Here is a 13,254-nt window from a genome sequence, read left to right as displayed (position 1 = left end):
GCTGCGGTCAGGCGGCGAGTTCGCCGGCCTGGAGCTGCCAGAGGGATGCGTAGAGTCCGTGCCGGGCGAGGAGTTCGTCGTGGGTGCCCTGTTCGGCCACCACTCCGCCCTTGTCCATGACGTAGATCCGGTCGGCGTGGCGGACGGTGGAGAGCCGGTGGGCGATGATGACCATCGTGCGGTCGGCCGCGAAGCCGCGGAGCGTGCGCTGGATGGCGGCCTCGGTCTCGTTGTCCACGGCGGAGGTGGCCTCGTCGAGGATCACGACCGGCGCGTTCTTGAGGATCGCGCGGGCCAGGGCGATCCGCTGCCGCTGGCCGCCCGACAGTGCGGCGCCGCGTTCGCCGATCACCGTGTCGTAGCCGTCCGGCAGCGTCGCGATGAAGGTGTGCGCCTCGGCCGTCGCGGCCGCTTCGACCACGGCCTCGTCCGAGGCGGCGAAGCTGCCGTAGCGGATGTTGTCCGCGATGCTGCCGTCGAAGAGGAACGGGTCCTGGGCGACGAACCCGATCGCGTGGCGCAGGTCGCGGCGCGGCACGTCGGACACGTCGCGCCCGTCGAGCAGCACGCTCCCGGACTCCGCGTCCTGGAAGCGCATCAGCAGCTTGGCGATGGTCGTCTTGCCGGAGCCGGTGGCGCCGACGAGGGCGGTGACCTGCCCGGCGGGGATGGTCAGCGAGAGGTCCTCCAGCGCCGGCGGCCGGCCCGGGTAGGCGAAGGTCACGCCGTCGAGGACGATCTCGCCCTTCACCGCCTCGACGTCGAGCGGCCCGCCGGTGCCCTCGGCCTCCACCGGCAGGGCGCGCAGCCGCTGGACCCGGTCGTAGGCGGCCAGGGTGCGCTGGTACTGGTCGACGATGCCGCCGAGCCGGCTCATCCGGAACAGCACCATCTGCGGCAGCCCGATCAACGGGCTGAACACCTCGAAGCGCAGCGTGCCGTTGAGCACCGCGCGGCCGCCGATCAGCAGGGTGCCCGCCATGGAGGCGGTCGTGCAGACCCGGACGGTCTCGACGTGGCGCAGCGTGCTCCGGTCGGTCCGGTGCCGGCTGTCCTGGGCGACCGCGCTCAGCCGGTCGATCCGCTCGGCCTCGTAGTCCTCGGTGCAGAAGCTCTTGACGGTGGCTCCGGCCTCCAGGGTGTTGACCAGCTGGCTGTGCAGCCCGGCCCGGTGCTCGCCGGAGACGGCGTAGTCGGCCGCGACCCTGTCCTGATGGTGGAGCGACAGCCAGGCGATGACCGGGATGGGCAGGAGGGCGATCCAGGCGATCTGCGGCGCCATCAGCAGGAACACCGGCACCAGGATGGCCAGGCTGGTCCCCAGGTGCAGCACGTCGTTGGCCGAGGTGGCGAAGAAGGCGCCCAGCTGACCGACGTCCTCGGTGAGCGCACCGGCCACCCGGCTGGTCCGCTCGCCCTCCAGGTACCGCAGTTCGAGGTGCTGGACATGGGCGTACGTGCGGCTGCGCCAGTCGTGTTCGATGCCCTGGCCGAGCGCGCGCCACTGGAGGTTCGAGGTGTACGACAGGCCCGCCACGGCGGCGCAGGCGGCTGCCACCATCCCTGCCAGGCCCAGGAGTTGGGCGGATGCGGTGGTCAGGCCGAGGCTGACCAACGGACCTGCCTGGCCCTTGATGAGCACCAGTCCCGTCCAGCCGAGGAAGGTGCCCAGCGCCATCTCCGCGACCTGGCAGGCGACCGAGAGCGCGCAGGCGCGGCGCAGCCGTCGGCGGTGCGGCCCGACGATCTCCAGCAGGGGGTGGCGTGCGGCTCCGGCCCCGGAAAGCTCCCGGGTCGTGTCGACCGTCCGGCGCCAGGCCTTCCGGGCCACCGCTGCGGTCGCCGCCGCCACACCGCCCAGCGCGACCAACTGCCTGCTCAGCGCCGACCCGCGGACCAGCGCGACGGCGGCCGCCACGCCGCCCCCGACGGCGAGCACGGGGCGCACGACGATGCCGCGGTCCACCCGCGGAGCCGGTTCGGCGCCGGGCCGGTCGGGCGCCCGGCGTCCCGCGCCGGCCGGGCCCTGCGCGACCAGGGTGACGGCTCTGCGGACGATCCGGCCGACGTCCGCGGCACTCACCCGCGCGTCGTGCCGGACGAGGACCCCGCCGGTGACCGGGCTGGCCTGCGCCTCGCTGATCCCGGGGACGCGCCGCAGGGCCGCGGCGAGGACTTCGGCCGTCCGGGGCCGCCCGAGGACCAGCTTGACGTCCCAGCGCTGCCGGCCCGGAATGACCGAGCGCGGGCGCACGTCCGCGTCCACGTCCACGGAGCGGTATCCGGCTGCGGCACCCAGCAGAGAGGGCATGTGTACGATCACCTGTTTGCGGAGGTCGCGGGAAAGGCCGTCACGGGCACGACGGGATCGCTGCGACGAAGTGGGAATTCTTGAGGGGAAACTGCTGCTACCGAAAGGCCAGCAGCCGGCCGCCGCGCGGGAGCCGCATTCCGGATCGACCGGAACGTGCACTCACACGGCGGCCAGGGTCGCCGGACAGGCCGTCAGTGCACCTTGCCGGCGCCGGCGCCCACGCGGATCTTCGGGGTCCTCGCCTCGGCTTCGGCCCGGGCGGCGGCCTCGTCCTTCCCGCTGCTCGGGGCGGCGCCCTCGGCGGCGCGCTGGCCGTCACCCGAGGGGGCTGCGCCGTCGCCGGCGGAGACCTGCGCGGCCACCACCTCGGCGGCCACCTCGGCCGCGAGGTCGTGGATGTTCTCTCCGGCCTCGTGGGCCGCCTTCTTCACCTCGAGGACGAGGCCGACGGACGTCTTGACGACGCCTCGCACCAGCGGCTTGAGGAGACGCTTGGCCAGTGGCGCGACGATGAGGCCGACCAGGAAGGGCGGTACTAGGGGCGGCATGTTGCTCCATCCTCTCTACGCGGACGTATGACAGGGACCCCGGGCAACTGTGGACGCACCGGAGCACCGCACGACTAGGCGGACGGAAGCACCCGAATCCGGAATTCGACGTTCTCCGCCGGATTTCCCGCCGGGATGAATTCCGTACTCGATGGATCAACCGCCCGCTCTCGCTTCACCGTAGTCGAGCCGGGTCCATCGAAGCCAAACCTTCCCACCCGGTTTCACTCATGCGAGTGCTCCCGGCCCTTTTTTGTAGCTCGGATTAACGAACAAATGCCCACCCGATAATCCAATTATATTCTTTTTTCACTGATCGGGCCCGTCGAGTTCACGTGCCACCCGCCGCCGCAGAGCCGGGAACGGCAGCCCGCCGCCGCCCAGGACCGCCTCGTGGAAGGCCCGCACCTCGAACCCGGCGCCCGGGCCGGCCTCGGCCCCCTCCCGCAGCCGGACGAACTCCAGATACCCCGCCCGGTAGGACAGCGCCTGCCCCGGCAGGTCCGTCGAGTACCGCAGCAGGTCCGAGGCGATCTGGGCGTCCGCCTCGGTGGAGTTGGCGCGCATGAAGTCCCGCGCCTGCTCCAGCCCCATGGTGCCGAGGTTGAGCCCGGTGTCGACGACGAGGCGCTGCGCGGTGAACCGCTCCTGCGCCAGGCGCCCGTACGCGTCCCACGGGTCGTCGTAGAGGCCCATCTCCCAGCCCAGACCGGCCGCGTACTCGGCCCAGCCCTCGTTGAACGCGCCGAACCCGGCCACCTCACGGCGCAGCCGGGGCAGCGCCCGGTTCTCCGCCTGGCGGGCCAGGTGGAAGTGGTGGCCCGGAGCCAGCTCGTGGTAGATCAGCGAGGCCGCGCCCAGCAGCGACCGCCCTTCCAGCCCCGCGCCGTTGTAGCGGTAGCGTCCGACCGGGTCCGCCGCCGTGGGCTGCTGGTAGTACCCGAACGTCAGCCCCGCCTCCAGCGCCGGATCCAACCGGGCCAGCCCGTACGGGGCGTCCGGCAGCGCGGCGAACCACCGCGGCAGCAACGGGGCCAGCCGGTCGAGGTAGCCGCGGTAGCGGGCCTCGACCTCCTCCGGCGTGCGGGCGTACAGCCGGGGCTCGCTCCGCAGCCGCTCGTGGAACTCCTCCTCGGGACCCGGGAATCCGAGGGCGGTACGGACCTCCCGCATCCGCTCGGCCAGTTCGCGGCACTGCTCGCGGCCGAGCTCGTGCAGCCGCTCGGGCGACGTCCCACCGCCCGTGTACGTCCGGACGAACTCCCGGTACGCCTCCTCACCGCCCTCGTACCGCGCCCAGCCCACGGCCTGCGGCGCCTCCCGCAGCCGGTCCGGACCGTCGACGACGGCGAGCAGACCGTCGAAGGCCGGCAGCAACTCGGCTTCCACCAGCCGCCGCACGCCGTCTCGGACCCGCCCGCGCTCGGCCGGCCCCAGCCCGCCGAGCCGGCCCTCGTCCACCTCGACGCGCTCCGCCGCCGACGCCCGCAGGCCCGCGAGGGTGGCCCGCACCCCGGGCAGAGCGGGCGCCGGCACCCGGAAACCGCGCGCGGCCTGCCCCGCCACCTTGTCGCCGATCGAGCCGACCACCCGGGCCAGCTCGCGCACCAGCACCAAGTACCGCTCGGCGTCCGGAGGTCGGTCGAACCGGTGGGGCCGCAGGACGGCATCGACGTACTGCGACAACGGGAACAGCTGGTACGGCGTGACGGCTGGCGTCAGCCAGTAGCAGCGGTGGGCCCGCAGCTCCTGCTCGGCCGACCCCACGAGGAAGGCGGCCGTATCGGCATCGGCGCCGCAGAGCTCCGCGCCGTCGAGCGCCAGGCCCCCCTCCACCACCGCCCCGACCCGCTCCACGACGCCCGCGGCGAACCGCGCCCGCTCCTCGGCCTCGGCCGGCGACACCCCCGGCAGCGACTCGACCGGGAGCCCCTGCCGGGCCCGCAGCAGCGGGTCACGCTCCAACAGGAACTCCCAGTAGCGGTCCGCCAGCCGACCGATCTCCCGACCCGGTTCATTCGTCGTCATCCCGCCATCCTGCCGAGGACGCGCCGCCCGGCCACCCCAGTCCGCGCACAACCGGCCACGGCACCCCCCGAACGGGTGAACCGGATCGGCCCCCGCCACCCGTGACCCCTTCCGCCCGCCAAGGCGCCACACGGCCCAGAGCTTTCGAACAGGCTTGCCGTACAGGTGAGTTGACTCGCCAGCACCAGCACTCGGTGGCACCATGACGCCATGCCCCGTCGCCCTCTACCGGTCCCGCTGGCGGCTGCCCTGACCACCACGGCCGTCACGGCCGGCGCACTCACCGGCTGCGGCAGCGTCGCCCCCTCCTCCACGACCGGTCCCCTCGTGGACCGCGGGACCGTACGGATCGCGGCCGCCAGCGAGACGCCCAGCTTCAACCCGTACACGGCCTTCGGCGCCGCTGCGGCCCGCTACGCCTACGACTCGCTGGTCAACGTCGCCGCCGACGCCACCCTGGTCTCCGGCCTGGCCTCCTCCTGGGAGGCCACCACCACCACGGCCACCTTCACCCTCCGCCCGGGAACCACCTGCTCCGACGGCACCCCCCTCACCGCCACGGCCGTCGCCCGCGCGCTCACCTACGCCGCCGACCCTGCCCACCAGCTCGCCGGCGCCCAGACCGTCCTGCCCACCGTCCCGTTCACCGCGAGCGCCGACGACCCGACCGGCACCGTGACGGCGACCACCACCGCCCCCTTCCCGTTCCTCACCCGCACACTCGGACTGCTGCCGATCGTCTGCCCCGCCGGCCTCGACCGGCCCCAGTCCCTGGACCGCTCCACCCAGGGCACCGGACCGTACGTGCTGACCCACTACACCCCGGGCGGGCCGTACGAGTTCACCGTGCGCGACGGCTACACCTGGGGGCCCGCCGGAGCCACCACCGCGGCACCCGGCCTCCCCGCCCGCATCGTCATCTCCGTGGTGCCCCAGGCCTCCACCGCCGCCAACCTGCTGCTCACCGGCGGCATCGACATCGCGAGCGTCAACGGACCCGACCGCGCCCGGCTCACCGACCACGGCCTGGCCACCGCCGACGCGGCGACCGTCATCGGGCTGACCTTCTTCAACCAGCGCCCCGGCCGCCCCCTCGCCGACCCGGCCCTGCGCCGGGCCCTGGTCGCCGCCCTCGACCGCCAGGGGCTCGCCAACGTCGCCGTCGGCGGCACCGGCACACCCGCCACCGACTTCGGCGCCCAGGGCGCCGTCTGCCACGCCGACCTCGCCGCCGCCAACCTGCCCGCACAGGACGCCACCGCGGCGCTGCGCGCCGCCGGCTGGACCCGCGCCGCCGACGCCCGGCTCACCAAGGACGGCCGACCGCTCCGGCTGCGCCTGATCACCAGCCCCGACCTCGGCCCGACGCTGGCACCCGTCGCCGAGCTCATGGCCCGCTCCTGGACGGCCCTGGGCGCGGACGTCAAGCTCGTCACCGAGAGCCTGCCCGCCCTCGTCAACGCCATGTACCAGACCGGCGACTTCGACGTCGTCGTCGGCACCTCCCCCGGCTTCGCCCTGCCCGTCGGCTTCATCCCGTTCTTCTCCGGCCCGCCCCCCGCCCAGGGCCTCAACTTCGCGGGCGTGGCCAACCCCGAATACGACGCCCTGGTCGCCCAGGCCCTCCGGGAGCCGGACACCGCGGGCTGCACCACCTGGAACCAGGCCTCCGCCGCGCTCCTCCGCTCCGCCGACGCCCTGCCGATCGCCGACGGCCGCAGCACCGTGTACGGGCGCAGCACCACCTTCGCCACGACCTTCGGCGGCCAGGTCATCCCCACCAGCCTCCGCCTGCACCGATGACCGGGGGAACCCGCGTGACCGTGCCCCGCCGTTCGCCGCCCCCGCCACGCCATCCCGTGCCCCGTCTCCTGCGACACCCCTGGACGGTGTTCCTCGGCCGGCGCACCGCCCGGCTGCTCCTCTCGCTCGGGGTCGTGCTCACCGCCTCGTTCGCGATGATCCGCCTGGTACCCGGAGACCCGGTCCGCGCGGCGCTCGGCGTCGACGCCTCCCCCGCCCTGGTGGCCGCACGCCGCCACCAACTCGGGCTCGACGAACCCTTCCTGACCCAGTACCGGCACTATGTCGACGGCCTCGTGCACGGCGACCTCGGCACCTCGCTGGTCACCTCGACACCGGTCGCGGAGCTCGTCCGCACCCGGCTGCCGGCCACCCTCGAAATCGCCGGCCTGGCCTTCCTCGTCACCCTCGCCGTCGCCCTGCCCTGCGGCCTGCTCGCCGCCGTCCGCACCCGGGACGGCCGGCACCCGCGCAGCGAGCTGGCGTTCACCACGCTCACCGCCGGCCTGGCCGGGATCCCCGACTTCGTCCTGGCCGCCGGGCTCAGCGCGCTGCTGGCCGTCGGCCTCCAGCTGCTGCCGGTGGCCGGCACCGCGGGCGCCGGATCCTTCGTCCTGCCGGTCCTCGCGCTCTCCGTGGCGCCCACCGCCGTCCTGGTGCGCATCGTCCGGGTGGAGGCGTTGAAAGTGCTGTCCGAGGACTACATGCGCACCGCCCGCGGAAAGCGGCTGTCACCGCCGCGCCGCTACCTGCGGCACGCGGCGCCGAACATGGCCACCGCCGCGCTCACCGTCGCCGGAGGCCTGCTGCCCGCCCTGATCGCCGGCACCGTGCTGGTGGAGAAGGTCTTCGCCTGGCCCGGCATCGGTTCGGCCCTGGCCCAGTCCGTGAGCTCGCAGGACTACCCCGTGATCCAGGCGATGGTCCTGATCCTGGGCACGACCGTCCTGCTCGCCGCGCTCCTGGTCGACGTGCTGCTGGCACTGCTCGACCCGCGCTCGACGATCCGGGAGAGCTGAGGTGCCGATGCCCCTTCCCACCAGGTACCTCCGCTCGCCCACGGCCTGGGCCGCCACCGCCATGCTGGCCTCGCTGATCGTGCTCGCGCTGGCGGGCCCGCTCGTCTGGGGCGCGGCAGCCGACCAGCCCGACCCCTCGGCGGTGCTGCAAGGCCCCTCCACCGCCCACCCCTTCGGCACCGACAACCTCGGACGGGACCTGCTCGCCCGGGTCCTCACCGCCACCCGGCCCTCCCTGCTGCTCGCGCTGGCCGCGACCGCGATCGGCGCGAGCACGGGCATCCTCCTCGGCACGTCCACCGCCGTCGTCGGCCCCCGCGCCCGCCGGCTGCTCGCGGCACTGATCAACCTCCTGCTCGCCTTCCCCGCGCTCCTGGTCGCGCTCTTCCTCGCGGTCGTGTTCGGCGCGGGCGCCGCCGGGGCGGTGCTCGCCCTCGCCGTCGCCGGTGTACCCGGCTTCGCCCGGCTCGCCCAGACCCTCGCCGCCGCCGTCGCGGGCACCGACCACCTGGCCTCCGCCCGGGTCCTCGGCCTGCGCCGGCACCGGCTGCTGTGGCGGCACGTCCTGCCCAACATCGCCGAACCGCTGCTGCTGACCGCGACCACGGCGGCGGGCACCTCCCTGGTCGCGCTCTCCGGGCTGAGCTTCCTCGGCCTGGGCGTCCAACCGCCCGGCTACGACTGGGGGCAACTGCTCAACCAGGGGCTCGACCGGATCTACGCCCAGCCGCTGCCCGCCCTCGCCCCCGGCCTGGCCATCCTCTACGCCGCGGTGACGTTCCAACTGCTCGGCGAGGTCCTGGCCGGAGGCGCCGCCCGACGCACCCCGGCGGGCCGTACATCGCGGCGTCCGGTCGCGCCGAGCGCGCAGAGTGCGCCGAGTGCGCCGAGTGCGCCGAGTGCGCCGAGCGGGCCCGCCGAGGACGGCCTCGTCCTCCAGGTCGAGGACCTGAGCGTCGAACTCCCCACCCCGGACGGCACGATCCGGCCGGTCCGCGGCGTGAGCCTCGCCCTGCGGCCGGGCGAGATCGTCGGACTCGTCGGCGAGTCCGGCTCCGGCAAGTCGCTCACCGCACTCGCGATCGCCGACCTGCTCCCCGAACGCGCCCGGGTCTCCCACCGCACCCTCCGGCTGCTCGGCGCCGACCTGGACGCCATGACGCCGAAGCAGCGCGACCAGCACCTCGCGACCGGCCTGGCGATGGTCTTCCAGAACCCGGCCACGGCGCTCAACCCGTCACTCCGGATCGCCACCCAGCTCACCGAGGCACCCCGCACCCACCTCGGCACGAGCCGCACCCAGGCCCTGCACGATGCCGCGGACGCCCTGCAACGGGTGGCCCTGCCCCCCAGCCTGCTACGGTCACGCCCCCACCAGCTCTCCGGCGGCCAGCGCCAGCGCGTGATGATCGCCGCCGGCCTGATGATGCGGCCCGGCCTGATCATCGCCGACGAACCGACGACCGCACTCGACACCACCGTGCAGCGGCAGATCACCGAACTGCTCTCCGACCTGCGGCGGGACACCTCCGCCGCCGTCCTGTTCATCAGCCACGACATCGCGCTCGTGAGCGGCTTCTGCGAACGCGTCCTGGTGATGTACGCGGGCTCCGTCGTCGAGGCCCTCCCCGCCGACCGGCTCGCCACCGCCGCCCGGCACCCCTACACCCGGGCCCTGGTCGCCTCGGTGCCCGACCTCACCGCGGACCGCGACCGGCCGCTGCCCACCGTGGCGGGCACACCGCCCGACCCGATCGCCCCCACCCCGGGCTGCCCGTTCGAGCCCCGCTGCCCGTACCGGCTGGACCGCTGCGCCCGGGAGGCTCCGCGGCTGGACAGCGTCGACGCGCTCCAGCAGGTCGCCTGCTGGAACCCCCCACCGCCGCCGGCAGAAACGGACCAGGCGACGTCGGAACAGGTGCCGGAACATCAGGTGGAGGCGGACCCGTCATGACCGACCTGCGGCTCTGCGACCTCACCGTCCGCCACCACGGCCCGCGCGGCCCCGTCACCGCCGTGGACCGCGTCTCACTGGAGGTCCCGGCCGGCACCACGCTCGGGCTCGTCGGCGAGTCCGGCTCGGGGAAGTCGACCCTGGCCCGCGCGATCGTCGGGCTCGCCCCCGTGCACGACGGCCGGGTCCTCGTCGACGGCCAGGACGTCCGGGTCCGCACCGTCCGCGCCCGGCGCCGGCTCGGCCGCCTGGTCCAGATCGTCCTCCAGGACCCGGACACCGCGCTCGACCCCCGGATGACCGTCCGCCAGACCCTCGTCGAGGCCGCCACCGTCTTCCAGCGGCTCGACCGGCACGCCGGTGCCGAGCGCGTCGCCGAACTGCTCGACCTCGTCGGACTGGACCCCCGGCTCGCCGGCCGCCTGCCCCGGCAGCTGTCCGGCGGCCAGCGCCAACGGGTCGCCGTCGCCCGCGCCCTGGCCGTCGGACCCGGACTCCTGATCGCCGACGAGATCACCTCGGCCCTCGACGTCTCGGTGCAGGCGTCCATCCTCAACACGATCCGCGAACTCCGGCAACGGCTCGGCCTGTCCATGCTGTTCATCGGCCACAACCTGCCCGCGGTCTGCTACGTCTCCGATACGGTGGCGGTCATGCAGCGCGGCCGGATCGTCGAAACGGGCCCCACCGACGCCCTCCTGCGCGACCCGCAGCACCCCTACACGCGGGAGCTCCTCGCCGCCGTCCCCCGCCTGTCCGGCCCACCGCCCTCCCGGAGGTCCCGATGACCGTCGACCGACCCGACGCGGTGGTGGTCGGGGCCGGGGTGATCGGCACCGCCATCGCCCTCGAACTCGCCCGCACCGGACGGCAGGTGGTCGTCGTGGACAAGGCCGGCGCGGCCGGCCACGGATCGACCGGCGCGTCCAGCGCGATCGTCCGGTTCAACTACTCCACCTTCGACGGCGTCGCCACGGCCTGGGAGTCCCTCCACCTGTGGGCGTCCTGGCCCGAGCACCTCCGGCTCGCCACCGACCGCCGCCCGCTCGCTGCCTTCCACCGCACCGGCGCCGTGCTGCTCGACCCGCCCTTCCCCGAACCCGCCGACACCACGGCCCTGTTCGACCTGGCCGGCGTCCCGTACGAACGGTGGGACACCGCCGCCCTGCGCGAGCGCCTGCCCGGGATCGACACCGGGCGGTACTGGCCGCCGAAGCCCGTCGACGACGACGCCTTCTTCGACGGCCCGGCCGGTGAGCTCGGCGCCCTGTTCACCCCGGACGCCGGGTTCGTCGACGACCCGCAGCTCGCGGCCCAGAACCTCGCCGACGCGGCGGGCGAACTGGGTGCGCGCTTCCTGTTCCACCGCACCGTGGTGGCCGTCGACCGGCACGCGGACCGCGTGACGGGCCTCCGGCTGGCCGACGGGGCCCGGATCGCCGCGCCGGTCGTGGTCAACGCCGCCGGCCCGTGGTCGGGAGGCCTCAACCGGCTGGCGGGTGTCGGCAGCGACTTCACCATCGGTGTGCGCCCCCTGCGCGAGGAGGTCCACCAGATCGCCGCGCCCGACAGCTCCACCACCGGCCTCACTGCCGGCCCCGCCGTCGGCTCCACCGCCGACCACACCGCCGACTCCACCGTCGGCTCCGGGTCGCTTCCGGTCGTCGCCGACGTCGACCTCGGCACCTACCTGCGCCCGGCCGCCGGGGGCCGCCTGCTCATCGGCGGCACCCAGCCCGACTGCGACCCGGCGGAGTGGATCGACGACCCGGACGAGGCCGACCCGCGCCCCACCGCCCACCACTTCCGCACCCAGGTGACCCGCGCGGCCCGCCGCTTCCCCGGGATCACCGTCCCCAACCGGCCCGTCGGCATCGCGGGCGTGTACGACGCCGCCGACGACTGGACCCCGATCTACGACCGCACCGCCCTCGACGGCTACTACGTCGCCATGGGTACGAGCGGCAACCAGTTCAAGAACGCCCCGCTGGTGGGCCGCTACCTCGCGACCCTGATCGACCTGGTCGAGGCCGGCCACGACCATGACGGCGACCCGGTCCGCTACCGCTGCGAGCACACCGGCAACGTCGTGGACCTGGGCGCGTTCTCCCGCCGCCGCCCCGTCCGGAGCGGCTCCGCCCGCACGGTCATGGGCTGAGCACGGTCATGGGCTGAGCACGGTCATGGGCTGAGCACGGTCATGAGCTGAGGGTGCGCAGTTCGCTCACCAGATCCGCGACCACCCCGACCACGAACCCGGGCTCCTCGGTCGGGAAGTCGTGGCCGGTGCCCGTCGGCGTGTGCACCACCCTGGACGCGGTCGACGCCGCCAGGTAGCGGGTCCGGGCCCCGAGGTAGAAGCGGGCGATCCGCTCGGCCTCGGCGGCGTCCCCGGCGGCGGCCAGCACCGAATCCCCACCCGTGAGGTCGCGGGGGATGACCAGCACCAGCGGCAGGTCGCCGAGGTCCCCGTCGTAGACCACCGTCTCCCAGCCCACCTCCGCCAGGCCGACGGGCGAGAGCTCCGCGAAGATCGACGCGCTGGCGCAGTACTGGCCGGTCCGGCCGCCACGGCCGCGGACCCGGTGCACACCGAACAGGTGCCGCACCGCCGTCAGCAGGAACTCCCGGCGCATGCCCGTGACCAGCCGATTGGGCGGCGCGAAGGCGATGACCTCCAGGGGCGTCGGATCCAGCAGCACGAGTCCGGCCACCACGTCCGGCCGCCGCCTGGCGGCATTCGCGACCAGCAGCCCGCCGAAGGAATGGCCGACGAACACGTACGGGGCCCGCTCCCCCGCCGCCTCCAGCGCGGCCACCAACTCCTCCGCCTCGGCCGCCGTCGTCCTCGGGAAGGACCCGACGTCACTCCAACCCGAGCCGAACCGGTCGACCAGTACCGAGCGGGTCCGGGCCGCCATCATCGCGTGCAACTGCCCGAACTCCTCGCCCGGCGCGTGTCCGCCCGGCATCCAGACCACCGTCGGCCCGTCCCCGGCAACCCCCTCCGCGAGGACGTGCATCCGGCGCCCGCCCACCCCGACCAGCCGCCCCGGCGGCCCGCCTGCCCCCGCGCCCCGGCCGACCAGCACCAGATGCCGCATCGCACCGACCGCCAGCACCACACCCACGGTCACCACCAGGCACCCGAGCGCCACCAGCCATCCCGTACCGCCCCCGACCAGCCAGGCCCCCACACCCACCACCAGCACCGCGACCGGCACTCCCAGCCAGTCCCGGCTCAGCAACGCGAGCAGGGCATCCGCCACCCGTCCGTTCCGGCGCATCGGTCCTCCACGGCATCCGAGAGGCGACCTCTTCCCCTGTTCTTCCCTCATCCGCCCTCGCCGACGCGCCCCCACGAACACGCATTCGACACCCCGGGGGCTGCGCGCCCTGCACCCCGCCGACGCGCGTCCCGCCCCCGGCGCCGTGTCGCCTTGTCGCTGCCCATCGGATCGGAGCGGAGCCGGCCACCAGGCCACAACTCCACAAATGCAAAGAACCCCCATCCGGTTTCCCGGATGGGGGTTCTCTGTGAATGATTGTTCGGCGGCGTCCTACTCTCCCACAGGGTCCCCCCTGCAG

9 protein-coding genes are annotated in these 13,254 nt (G+C 74.2%); 5 read left to right on the top strand and 4 right to left on the bottom strand.

What is annotated here, in order from left to right; genetic code table 11:
- Positions 1–7: 7 nt before the first annotated feature.
- The 3 genes from ACFVTF_RS35980 to ACFVTF_RS35970 form a co-directional block, all read right to left on the bottom strand.
- Positions 8–2,311 (bottom strand): ATP-binding cassette domain-containing protein, encoded by a 2,304-nt coding sequence (locus tag ACFVTF_RS35980; RefSeq protein WP_387818244.1) that lies wholly within the window; start codon positions 2,309–2,311, stop codon positions 8–10.
- Between the two features lie 194 nt (positions 2,312–2,505).
- Complete coding sequence (locus ACFVTF_RS35975) at positions 2,506–2,862, bottom strand: DUF5132 domain-containing protein (protein WP_387818242.1); 357 nt, start codon at positions 2,860–2,862, stop codon at positions 2,506–2,508.
- 309 nt (positions 2,863–3,171) lie between these two features.
- On the bottom strand, positions 3,172–4,890 hold the full coding sequence (locus tag ACFVTF_RS35970) for a DUF885 domain-containing protein (protein WP_387818240.1): 1,719 nt from the start codon (positions 4,888–4,890) through the stop codon (positions 3,172–3,174).
- Between the two features lie 210 nt (positions 4,891–5,100).
- Here ACFVTF_RS35970 and ACFVTF_RS35965 point away from each other — a divergent pair, with 210 nt between their 5' ends.
- Genes ACFVTF_RS35965 through ACFVTF_RS35945 form a run of 5 tightly spaced genes read left to right on the top strand, consistent with a single transcriptional unit; the run spans position 5,101 to position 11,824 of the window.
- On the top strand, positions 5,101–6,693 hold the full coding sequence (locus ACFVTF_RS35965; RefSeq protein WP_387818238.1) for an ABC transporter substrate-binding protein: 1,593 nt from the start codon (positions 5,101–5,103) through the stop codon (positions 6,691–6,693).
- Positions 6,694–6,749: 56 nt separating this feature from the next.
- Complete coding sequence (locus ACFVTF_RS35960) at positions 6,750–7,712, top strand: ABC transporter permease (RefSeq protein ID WP_387818236.1); 963 nt, start codon at positions 6,750–6,752, stop codon at positions 7,710–7,712.
- A gap of 7 nt (positions 7,713–7,719) precedes the next feature.
- Complete coding sequence (locus tag ACFVTF_RS35955; RefSeq protein WP_387818234.1) at positions 7,720–9,666, top strand: dipeptide/oligopeptide/nickel ABC transporter permease/ATP-binding protein; 1,947 nt, start codon at positions 7,720–7,722, stop codon at positions 9,664–9,666.
- Positions 9,663–10,454: an ABC transporter ATP-binding protein gene (locus ACFVTF_RS35950; protein ID WP_387818232.1), complete on the top strand. Its 792-nt coding sequence runs from the start codon at positions 9,663–9,665 to the stop codon at positions 10,452–10,454. The genes ACFVTF_RS35955 and ACFVTF_RS35950 overlap by 4 nt, the downstream gene beginning before the upstream one ends.
- On the top strand, positions 10,451–11,824 hold the full coding sequence (locus ACFVTF_RS35945; RefSeq protein WP_387818230.1) for an NAD(P)/FAD-dependent oxidoreductase: 1,374 nt from the start codon (positions 10,451–10,453) through the stop codon (positions 11,822–11,824). Before ACFVTF_RS35950 ends, ACFVTF_RS35945 begins: the two co-directional genes overlap by 4 nt.
- 40 nt (positions 11,825–11,864) lie before the next feature.
- Here ACFVTF_RS35945 and ACFVTF_RS35940 read toward each other — a convergent pair whose 3' ends face one another.
- Complete coding sequence (locus ACFVTF_RS35940) at positions 11,865–12,953, bottom strand: alpha/beta fold hydrolase (protein WP_387818228.1); 1,089 nt, start codon at positions 12,951–12,953, stop codon at positions 11,865–11,867.
- Positions 12,954–13,254 lie beyond the last annotated feature (301 nt).

This window comes from Kitasatospora sp. NPDC057940, assembly GCF_042887425.1.
Classification (GTDB): Bacteria; Actinomycetota; Actinomycetes; order Streptomycetales; family Streptomycetaceae; genus Kitasatospora.
This window is presented reverse-complemented; position numbering and strand designations above follow the sequence as displayed.

What these genes read in the sequence shown, in the direction of transcription:
- ACFVTF_RS35980 (WP_387818244.1), bottom strand. Translation starts at nt 2,311, where the DNA reads ATGCCCTCTCTGCTGGGTGCCGCAGCCGGATACCGCTCCGTGGACGTG.
- ACFVTF_RS35975 (WP_387818242.1), bottom strand. Translation starts at nt 2,862, where the DNA reads ATGCCGCCCCTAGTACCGCCCTTCCTGGTCGGCCTCATCGTCGCGCCA.
- ACFVTF_RS35970 (WP_387818240.1), bottom strand. Translation starts at nt 4,890, where the DNA reads ATGACGACGAATGAACCGGGTCGGGAGATCGGTCGGCTGGCGGACCGC.
- ACFVTF_RS35965 (WP_387818238.1), top strand. Translation starts at nt 5,101, where the DNA reads ATGCCCCGTCGCCCTCTACCGGTCCCGCTGGCGGCTGCCCTGACCACC.
- ACFVTF_RS35955 (WP_387818234.1), top strand. Translation starts at nt 7,720, where the DNA reads ATGCCCCTTCCCACCAGGTACCTCCGCTCGCCCACGGCCTGGGCCGCC.
- ACFVTF_RS35950 (WP_387818232.1), top strand. Translation starts at nt 9,663, where the DNA reads ATGACCGACCTGCGGCTCTGCGACCTCACCGTCCGCCACCACGGCCCG.
- ACFVTF_RS35945 (WP_387818230.1), top strand. Translation starts at nt 10,451, where the DNA reads ATGACCGTCGACCGACCCGACGCGGTGGTGGTCGGGGCCGGGGTGATC.
- ACFVTF_RS35940 (WP_387818228.1), bottom strand. Translation starts at nt 12,953, where the DNA reads ATGCGCCGGAACGGACGGGTGGCGGATGCCCTGCTCGCGTTGCTGAGC.